8 protein-coding genes are annotated in these 8,391 nt (G+C 31.6%); all 8 read right to left on the reverse strand.

From position 1 onward, the window contains the following. Window positions 1-19 precede the first annotated feature (19 nt). Window positions 20-1,798, reverse strand: a complete 1,779-nt coding sequence (gene rpsA, locus B3J44_RS11815) for a 30S ribosomal protein S1 (RefSeq protein WP_198855558.1) — start codon at window positions 1,796-1,798, stop codon at window positions 20-22. Window positions 1,799-1,963: 165 nt separating this feature from the next. Continuing rightward, entirely contained in the window at window positions 1,964-2,842 is an 879-nt protein-coding gene (locus B3J44_RS11820) for a hypothetical protein (protein ID WP_286968616.1), read from the reverse strand. Window positions 2,843-3,092: 250 nt separating this feature from the next. Continuing rightward, entirely contained in the window at window positions 3,093-3,836 is a 744-nt protein-coding gene (locus tag B3J44_RS11825) for a hypothetical protein (RefSeq protein WP_286968617.1), read from the reverse strand. A gap of 58 nt (window positions 3,837-3,894) precedes the next feature. Beyond that, entirely contained in the window at window positions 3,895-4,503 is a 609-nt protein-coding gene (locus B3J44_RS11830; RefSeq protein WP_286968618.1) for a hypothetical protein, read from the reverse strand. A 210-nt stretch (window positions 4,504-4,713) separates the two neighbouring features. After that, on the reverse strand, window positions 4,714-6,090 hold the full coding sequence (locus tag B3J44_RS11835) for a nucleoside permease (RefSeq protein ID WP_286968619.1): 1,377 nt from the start codon (window positions 6,088-6,090) through the stop codon (window positions 4,714-4,716). Between the two features lie 68 nt (window positions 6,091-6,158). After that, on the reverse strand, window positions 6,159-6,851 hold the full coding sequence (gene cmk / locus B3J44_RS11840; RefSeq protein WP_286968620.1) for a (d)CMP kinase: 693 nt from the start codon (window positions 6,849-6,851) through the stop codon (window positions 6,159-6,161). 155 nt (window positions 6,852-7,006) lie between these two features. Continuing rightward, window positions 7,007-8,026 carry a type IX secretion system protein PorQ gene (gene porQ, locus B3J44_RS11845; protein ID WP_286968621.1) on the reverse strand — a complete coding sequence of 340 codons (1,020 nt, stop codon included), beginning with the start codon at window positions 8,024-8,026 and terminating at the stop codon, window positions 7,007-7,009. Between the two features lie 140 nt (window positions 8,027-8,166). Then, window positions 8,167-8,391: S16 family serine protease (locus B3J44_RS11850; RefSeq protein ID WP_286968622.1), on the reverse strand; the 225-nt coding region annotated here is incomplete at its 5' end.

An 8,391-nucleotide genomic window follows, 5' to 3' on the forward strand; every position in this document is an offset into this window, starting at 1 on the left:
ATTTATAAAAAACTAAGAATTATTTTTTCTCAGTTTTTTCCATTTTAGCTTTTAATGCAGCTAATACATCATTGTTATCTCCTAAAGTTGCAGCTGGTGCATTTGTAGTAGAGTTAGATGAAGTATTTTCAGTTGCAGCTTTCACGTTTTTCTCTTCTTCTTCTCTGAAGATAGCAGTGTGAGAAGCAACTACTCTTTTGAATTCTTTGTTGAATTCAATTACTTTGAAATCAGCTGTATCACCTTTTTTCAATTTCTTTCCGTCTTCTTTTTCAAGGTGACGAGTAGGAATGAAAGCAACGATATCATCTCCGAATTCTACAGTAGCTCCTTTGTCAACGATTTCAGAAATCTCACCGTTGTGGATAGTTCCTACAGCGAAAGAATCTTCGTATTGATCCCAAGGATTAGCAGTAGTTTGTTTGTGACCTAAAGATAATTTACGTCCTTCAACATCTAATTCTAATACTACAACATCAAGTTTTTCACCAACGTTTACAAACTCAGATGGGTGTTTAATTTTCTTAGTCCAAGAAAGGTCAGAAATGTAGATTAATCCATCAATTCCTTCTTCTAATTCTACGAAAATACCAAAGTTTGTAAAGTTTCTAACGATACCTGTATGTTTAGAACCTACTGGGTATTTAGAAGTAATGTCAGTCCATGGATCTTGAGACAATTGTTTGATACCTAATGACATCTTACGATCGTCTCTGTCAAGAGTTAAGATAACTGCTTCAACAACATCTCCAACTTTCACGAAGTCCTGAGCAGAACGTAAGTGAGTTGACCATGACATTTCAGAAACGTGGATTAAACCTTCAACACCTTCAGCAACTTCGATAAATGCACCGTAATCAGCGATTACAACTACTTTACCTTTAACTTTGTCACCAACAGTTAAGTTAGCATCTAAAGCATCCCATGGGTGAGCGTTTAATTGTTTCAATCCTAATTGAATTCTTGTTTTCTCATCATCGAAATCAAGGATTACAACGTTTAATTTTTGGTCTAATTCAAGAACTTCACTTGGGTGGTTGATTCTGCTCCAAGAAAGGTCAGTAATGTGAATTAATCCGTCAACACCACCTAAGTCAATGAACACACCATAAGAAGTAATGTTTTTAACAACACCTTCTAATACTTGTCCTTTTTGTAATTGACCGATGATCTCTTTTTTCTGTACTTCAATATCAGCCTCGATAAGAGCTTTATGAGATACAACTACGTTTTTGAATTCGTGGTTGATTTTTACCACTTTGAATTCCATCATTTTGTTTACATATACATCGTAGTCTCTAATTGGCTTAACGTCAATTTGAGATCCAGGTAAGAACGCTTCGATACCGAATACGTCAACAATCATACCTCCTTTAGTTCTACATTTAACAAAACCGTTAACGATTTCTCCAGTTTCATTAGCCGCAATAACTCTATCCCAAGATTTGATAGTACGTGCTTTTCTGTGAGATAATACTAATTGACCTGTTTTGTCCTCACGGATGTCAATTAATACTTCTACTTTGTCACCTACTTTTAAATTTGGGTTGTAACGAAATTCGTTTAAAGAAATAACACCTTCAGATTTAGCATTGATATCAACGATAACGTCTCTATCTGTAATTCTAACTACAACTCCTTCAACTACTTCTTCTTGATCTGTAGCGATGAAAGTTTTTGATACTAGTTCTTCAAACTCTTGCAAGTTTTTTTCATCTACTGCATCGATTCCTTCTTGGAAGTTGTGCCAGTTAAAATTTGCTAAAAACTCTTCTTGTGATTTTGTTTGTTCAGACATGCTGATAAAAAAATTTGTATTCTGTTTTTCTCGAGTTTCTCTATGCGATAGAAAATACAGAAGTTGTTTTACATAAATGGTTGATTCCTAATGGAAACTCTTCTCTGCCAAAAGGACTGCAAAATTAATACATTTTTTTGTAATTACAAACAGATAAGCAACTTATTATTTATTCAGCAATAATCTTGACAACTCACTGCTAACTGCTATATATTCGACAACTTGATTACTATCAAATTTAATATTGCCTTTATTATCTATTTTTGATATCTTATTATCTATCGACAAATAGTTTTTTCCTGATTTGGATTTATAAAGTGTAAATACACTATGACTATCTTTCTCACTGTCAACATTTTTATTTAATAAATCAAAAATATCACGATTACCTGCTAGTACATCTGTTATTATCTGCTGTTTGTTTTCAATATGGTTAAATGGAGGCAGAATAATTTCTTCATACCATGAATTATTAGATTCAGAAAAAGGCTTCTTTGCTTCTAAATATGGAAGAAACCCGGAAATTGTAACAACTATAATAAATTCTATCGCCCAAATTATCCACAGAAATGTGCCGCTGACTGTCGCTCCGCGAATACCCCATGTGCCATATCCATTAACTTGATTTATATATTCAAAAACCAGATCTGGTCGAAATATCAATGAAAAAACCTGTAAAAACTGAATGTTGCTTACTGTAATCCCTATTCTGTTTGAACCATAACTCTCTCCAGCATTAATTACTAAATCTATCCAGATGGCCCAGTGAAAATATAACGCCAAAAAAGCCCCAACCAATCCAATAATAAATCCCAAAAGCGGATTCCTTACTTTTCCTTTTTTAATAACAATTATAGAAATGAAAAAACCAATGAGAAACCCAAAGCCTATTGTAATAAAAAAGTTAATGTATATAAATGGAATGTACCAAATGAAATAAGCATATATTAATCCTAATATTGGAAATGCTATAACACTAACTAACAAAAAATAGATGAGAAAAATTAATGAAAACCTCCCTGATGGTTTATAATATTTATCCATAAAACAGTAAATAATTTATATTTTTTTTTAAATGAGTTATAAGACAAAAGTCAAATATTAAACCAATTAAACTTTATTATTAAAAGAAATTGCAAGAATAATACTATTTTTTAAAACCTGCAAAATTGAATTAAAATTAAGTTTTCCAAGTGCAAAAAAAGTTTTCTTTTCAGGAAAAATTAAATAAAAAATAAACGCTGTAGATTTCAAAAACCTACAGCGTTTATATTAAATATAAGAGATATTAAATTTAAAAGAAAACAAAAAGCATTACAAACATTGTAATTATAATAACAAGTGCCATTATAAAAAGAGCTGAATTAATATCTTCTTTTCTTTTTTCATATTCTACGGCAAAACTATCAGGATTTATATAATACATACTAAAAGCTTTAGGATGAATTTTTAAGTCAGGTCTAAAGTGCGATAATCCTAACAACAAACCTCTTACTAATTCAAGTTTGTTTGAATAAAGCATACTAAAAATATGATTCCCAGAAAATGTTTCTTTGTGAGCTTTTATATCTCCGTTTTCCGAAACGAACCAGAAAAACGCTTCGTGACTATATTTACCGCTTCCAACCATTTTTGCAAAAACATCATATCGCAAAAGATCTGAATCAGATGAGGAATTTATTCCTGTTATTTTTCCTTTAAATTTATCGCTCTGTTCAAAACTATTCCATGATATTGTATTTTCAATTTTGTGATTAAATTTATTTACATAATGAATACCGCGATTATCAATAATCGTAGTGGTATGCTTCATCGTTTTTCTTAAGTAAATGACTTGAAGAATTATAGGAAGAATCAATAAAATGCATATATAAATCATATTTTGTTCTAAAGGCAGAAAAAACAAAATAAAAAAGAAAACCCCTAAAACCAATAGAAAAGAAACCAACATTAGAAAACCTAAACCATAATTTTTGATTTTAGACGGACTGGAAGTTACTGAATTAAATGGAGGAAGATTTTTTGTTTGGATGGTCATAGACATTAAAAACACTAAAATATTGAAAAAATTGTAATACTAAAAGACTGTTTACTGTTTAGAAAACCAAAAAATATATAATTGTAAAAATCAAGGCACAAACTAATCCTGCTATAATTCCAATTTTTCTGCGTTGATTATAATCAATAGTATAACTTTCCTTATCAATATAATGATTACTAAAAATTTCCGGATTTACAGTAATATCTGGTCTGTAATGTGCCAATCCAAGTAAAAAAGTTCTAATCAATTCTAATCGATTAGTATAGAGCATTGCAAAAAAATGTTTACCTAAAAACATTTCACTATGAATTTCTATTTTATTATTTATTAAAACCGGCCAGAAAAACTGGTCAAAAAAAGATTTTGATTGTCGAATATAAGAAACATCAAATTTTGGAGGCTCTAATATATAGGTGACTTTTTCTCTTTTTGCAAAATTACTCCAGCAAATTTCTTTTCTAACTTTGTTATTGAACGCATTCAAATAGCGGATTCCTTTTTCGTCAATTATAATTGATGTATACATCTTTTTTCTAGAATATAATATCAAGGCTATTATCGCTAAAATAATTAGAGAGAATATACAAAATAAGGCAAGAGTTCCTTTTTCATCCAGTCCAGTTTCTTCACGAGAATTTATTGATAAAAAAACAATTCCTCCCAAAAAGAAAAGTGAACAGAATACCCAAAACAAACCAAAAACTGCATTTAAGAAAAGCATTGGTTTTGAACTAACAGGTCTAAAAGAAGGAAGTATTTTTTTTTGCTGATGGTGCATATTAAAAATTAAGAATATTATTTCAAATATACACATAAAGAAAAAAATCCCGTTTTCAATAAATCGAAAACGGGATTTTTTTATAGGTCTAAAATATTAATGACTTAAATTTTCTATCTCTTTTGGGTCATGTTTGTGCTTAAACAAAACAGCAAAAGCAATCGCAATCACCAAAGCATAAAGCGCAAACGAAAGCCAGATAGTGTGCCAGTCTTTCATTAGAACTGGATTTGTAAAAACTCCATCTGTAGAAATTGAATTCCCTTGACTTTTTACAAATTCAGCCATTTTTTCATTAGCGGGATCTGTTTGTAAAAAACCAGCTAATTCTGTTATATTAGCAAACGATTTTGTAAAGAAACGATCAATTGCCCAACCAGAAGTTAAACTTCCCAAAACAGCTCCTACTCCATTGGTCATCATCATAAATAAACCTTGTGCAGAAGAACGAATTTTAGAATCGGTATTGCTTTCTACGAATAAAGAACCTGAAATATTGAAGAAATCAAATGCCATTCCGTAAACGATACAAGAAAGGATAATCATCCACAAACCATTTACAGGGTCTCCAAAAGCAAATAATCCGAAACGCAGAACCCAAGCTAGCATACTAATCAGCATCACTTGTTTGATTCCAAAACGTCTCAAGAAAAATGGGATTGCAAGAATAAACAATGTCTCAGAAACCTGAGAAATTGACATAATAATAGTTGAATATTGAATTACAAAAGAATCGGCATATTTTGGGAAGTGCTTAAACTCATCCAAAAACACATCTCCATAAGCATTTGTCAACTGAAGTGCTCCTCCTAAAAACATAGAAAACACAAAAAACAAAGCCATTTTATAGTTTGCAAACAATTTAAAAGACTCTAAACCAAAAGTTTCTATCCAAGTTGCATTTTCTTTAATCAAACGCTGTGGTTCACATTTTGGCAAAGTAAAAGCGTAAATTCCAAGAATTAAAGCTCCAACTCCAGCAATATAAAATTGATATTCAGTAGCCTTACTTCCGCTTAAATTGGTAATCCACATGGCAACAATAAATCCGATAGTTCCCCAAACACGAATTGGTGGAAAATCTTTTACAATGTTTTTATTGTTTAATTTAAGTGAAGTATAAGATATCGAATTACTTAAAGCGATTGTTGGCATATAACAGCACATTGCCAAAAGCATTACAATAATAAAAGTATCTGGTGTAGTAACTTGCGCAATTCCGAATAGAACTACCGCGTAAAGAATATGTAGAGCACCGTATAATTTTTCGGCATTAATCCATCTATCGGCAATAATACCTGTAAGTGTAGGCATAAAAAGAGAAGCGATTCCCATGGTTCCAAAAACGAGCCCGAATTGAGTTCCTTCCCACGCTTTTGTGCCAAACCAATAATTTCCAATTGTTATAAGCCAGGCTCCCCAAACAAAAAATTGAAGAAAGCTCATTAAAATCAATCTATTTTTAATCCCCATATGATAAATTTGTTCTTTTGTAAAAATGAAGCGGTAAAACTACCATTTAAAATAATATCTGCAAAAAATTATGCTGTTTTAACAACATCATTCACTAATTCTAGAACTGCGGCAAATTGCTCTTCTTTATTTAAGTAAGAATTATCAATCTCAATTGCATCATCTGCGATTACTAAAGGAGAATCTTCACGGTGTGTATCCATATGATCTCTTTCAACTACGTTTTTCAAAACTTCTTCATAAGAAACATTGTCTCCCTTTTGCTGCAATTCATCAAAACGTCTTTGTGCGCGTGTTTCGGCACTTGCGGTCATAAAAATTTTCAATTCTGCGTTTGGAAAAACTACTGTTCCAATATCTCTTCCATCCATTACAATAGCTTTATTGGCTCCCATTTCTTGCTGTTGTTCTACTAATTTAGTACGAACTTCTGAAACGGCTGCCACTTTACTAACAAAATTAGAAACTTCAATAGTTCGAATTTGTTTCTCTACGTTTTCACCATTTAAATACATTTCTGCAAAACCTAAATCCGAATTAAACTTAAATTCTAATTTAATGCCAGATAAAGCCTCAATCAAAGCTTCTTTCTTGAAAAAATCAGCTCCAATTAAAGTATGTTGCATTGCAAAATAAGCTACAGCACGGTACATCGCACCTGTATCTACATATACATATTCTAATTCTTTTGCCAATTGTTTTGCAAGCGTGCTTTTTCCTGTAGATGAAAATCCGTCGATAGCAATGGTAATTTTTTTCAATTTTTTATTTTTTAATTTTTATTCTTTTTATGACTACTTTATCGCAATAATAGAGATTTCGGCATCAAAGTTACTGCAAATGTAGCCATCTTTATCTGGATATGAAGTATTAAAATTATTTGTTTTTTGATCAATAAATAATCAAACAAAAGCCATTATTGAAAATTTAAGGTTAAACCAAAAAGACTTGTATTTGCTGCTAATGTATATCTTGAATAAGAGTAATTAAATTTCAGTTTATTCATTCTCAAACCAAACCCTAATGAAACTCCTGAAAAGTTACGCTGTTCTTCTACACGCAATTCTTCACCTCTTCTAAAATTATAACCTACACGAAAATTGAATGCTTTTTTAGGAAAAAGCTCAACTCCAAAAGCTACGTGTCTTAAAGCGTTGTTTACAAAAGAGACTTTCTCTGGGCTTGTAGATCCGTCGATATTAGTTTCTCCACGAACAGGATTTGAAAAAGAGATATTCCATTGCTGTATATTTTCTACTGAAAGATGCCAACGAATAGGCACATGTTCTAATTCTTGCGAAATACCTGCAACAATTTCAAACGGAAGATTTTCCTTAATCCCTGAATAAGTAGTAAACTGAGTTCCCATATTTCTAAATACAAGAGCAAAATTCAAATCGTTCCTTTCATCTACATATAAAAATCCCAAATCGACCGCACCTCCTATTGAATTATAGGTTTCTAAAGATGAAGTGATAAGCTTAGCACTTGCGCCAATGTATAGATCTGTAAAAGGAACATTGTATGCGTATCCAAGCGATAAAGCACCTTCACTTCCTGTAAAATTCGAAGTTGCCTGGCCGTTTTCGTCATATCCTTCAAATGTGCCATAGTTCACATAAGTTACTCCTGCGTAAAAAGTCTGAAGATGCCTGTCGTAAGTATAAGCATATGATCCTGTGCCATAAGAGGCTTCACCATAATAACTTCCGTAGTTTAATGCCAAATGATTATCCATGTCTGCGTTAATAAGAGCAGGATTTGACATGGCCTGATTAACATCATCATCATATATTGTAATAATGTCTCCTCCTAATGCCGCTTGTCTTGGCGAAGTAGTTAAGTTTAAAAATTGATAAGTGTAGCGCCCTCCAACTTGTCCGAAAGAACACGAACAGATTAAGATTAGAAAAAATAAAACAACTTTTTTGAGCATTTTGTTAGTGGCGCACTATATGGGAATAACGCAAGTGCAAATATAAAATTATATAACACTTAAATTAAAGTCAAATAAAAAAATTCCAAATCCCAATCGTTAAATTGGAATTTGGAATCTTATATCTAACTAAAAGATTTTTATTTTAATTCTTTAGCATTTTTCACTTTTTGATCTGTCAAAGCTAAAGCTAAAACTTCGCTCATTTCTTTAACATAGTGAAAACTCAAACCTTCTAAGTATTCTGCTTTGATTTCATCGATATCGCTTTTGTTTTCATGACAAAGAATAATTTCTTTAATTCCTGCTCTTTTTGCTGCTAAGATTTTTTCTTTAATACCCCCAACTGGCAATACTTTTCCTCG

It is taken from the genome of Flavobacterium sp. UBA4854 (assembly GCF_002399805.1).
Taxonomy (GTDB): Bacteria; Bacteroidota; Bacteroidia; order Flavobacteriales; family Flavobacteriaceae; genus Flavobacterium; species Flavobacterium ginsengisoli.

Bases quoted from the DNA above. Each gene is read 5' to 3' on its own strand.
- rpsA (WP_198855558.1), bottom strand. From the start codon at position 1,798: ATGTCTGAACAAACAAAATCACAAGAAGAGTTTTTAGCAAATTTTAAC.
- B3J44_RS11820 (WP_286968616.1), bottom strand. From the start codon at position 2,842: ATGGATAAATATTATAAACCATCAGGGAGGTTTTCATTAATTTTTCTC.
- B3J44_RS11825 (WP_286968617.1), bottom strand. From the start codon at position 3,836: ATGACCATCCAAACAAAAAATCTTCCTCCATTTAATTCAGTAACTTCC.
- B3J44_RS11835 (WP_286968619.1), bottom strand. From the start codon at position 6,090: ATGGGGATTAAAAATAGATTGATTTTAATGAGCTTTCTTCAATTTTTT.
- porQ (WP_286968621.1), bottom strand. From the start codon at position 8,026: ATGCTCAAAAAAGTTGTTTTATTTTTTCTAATCTTAATCTGTTCGTGT.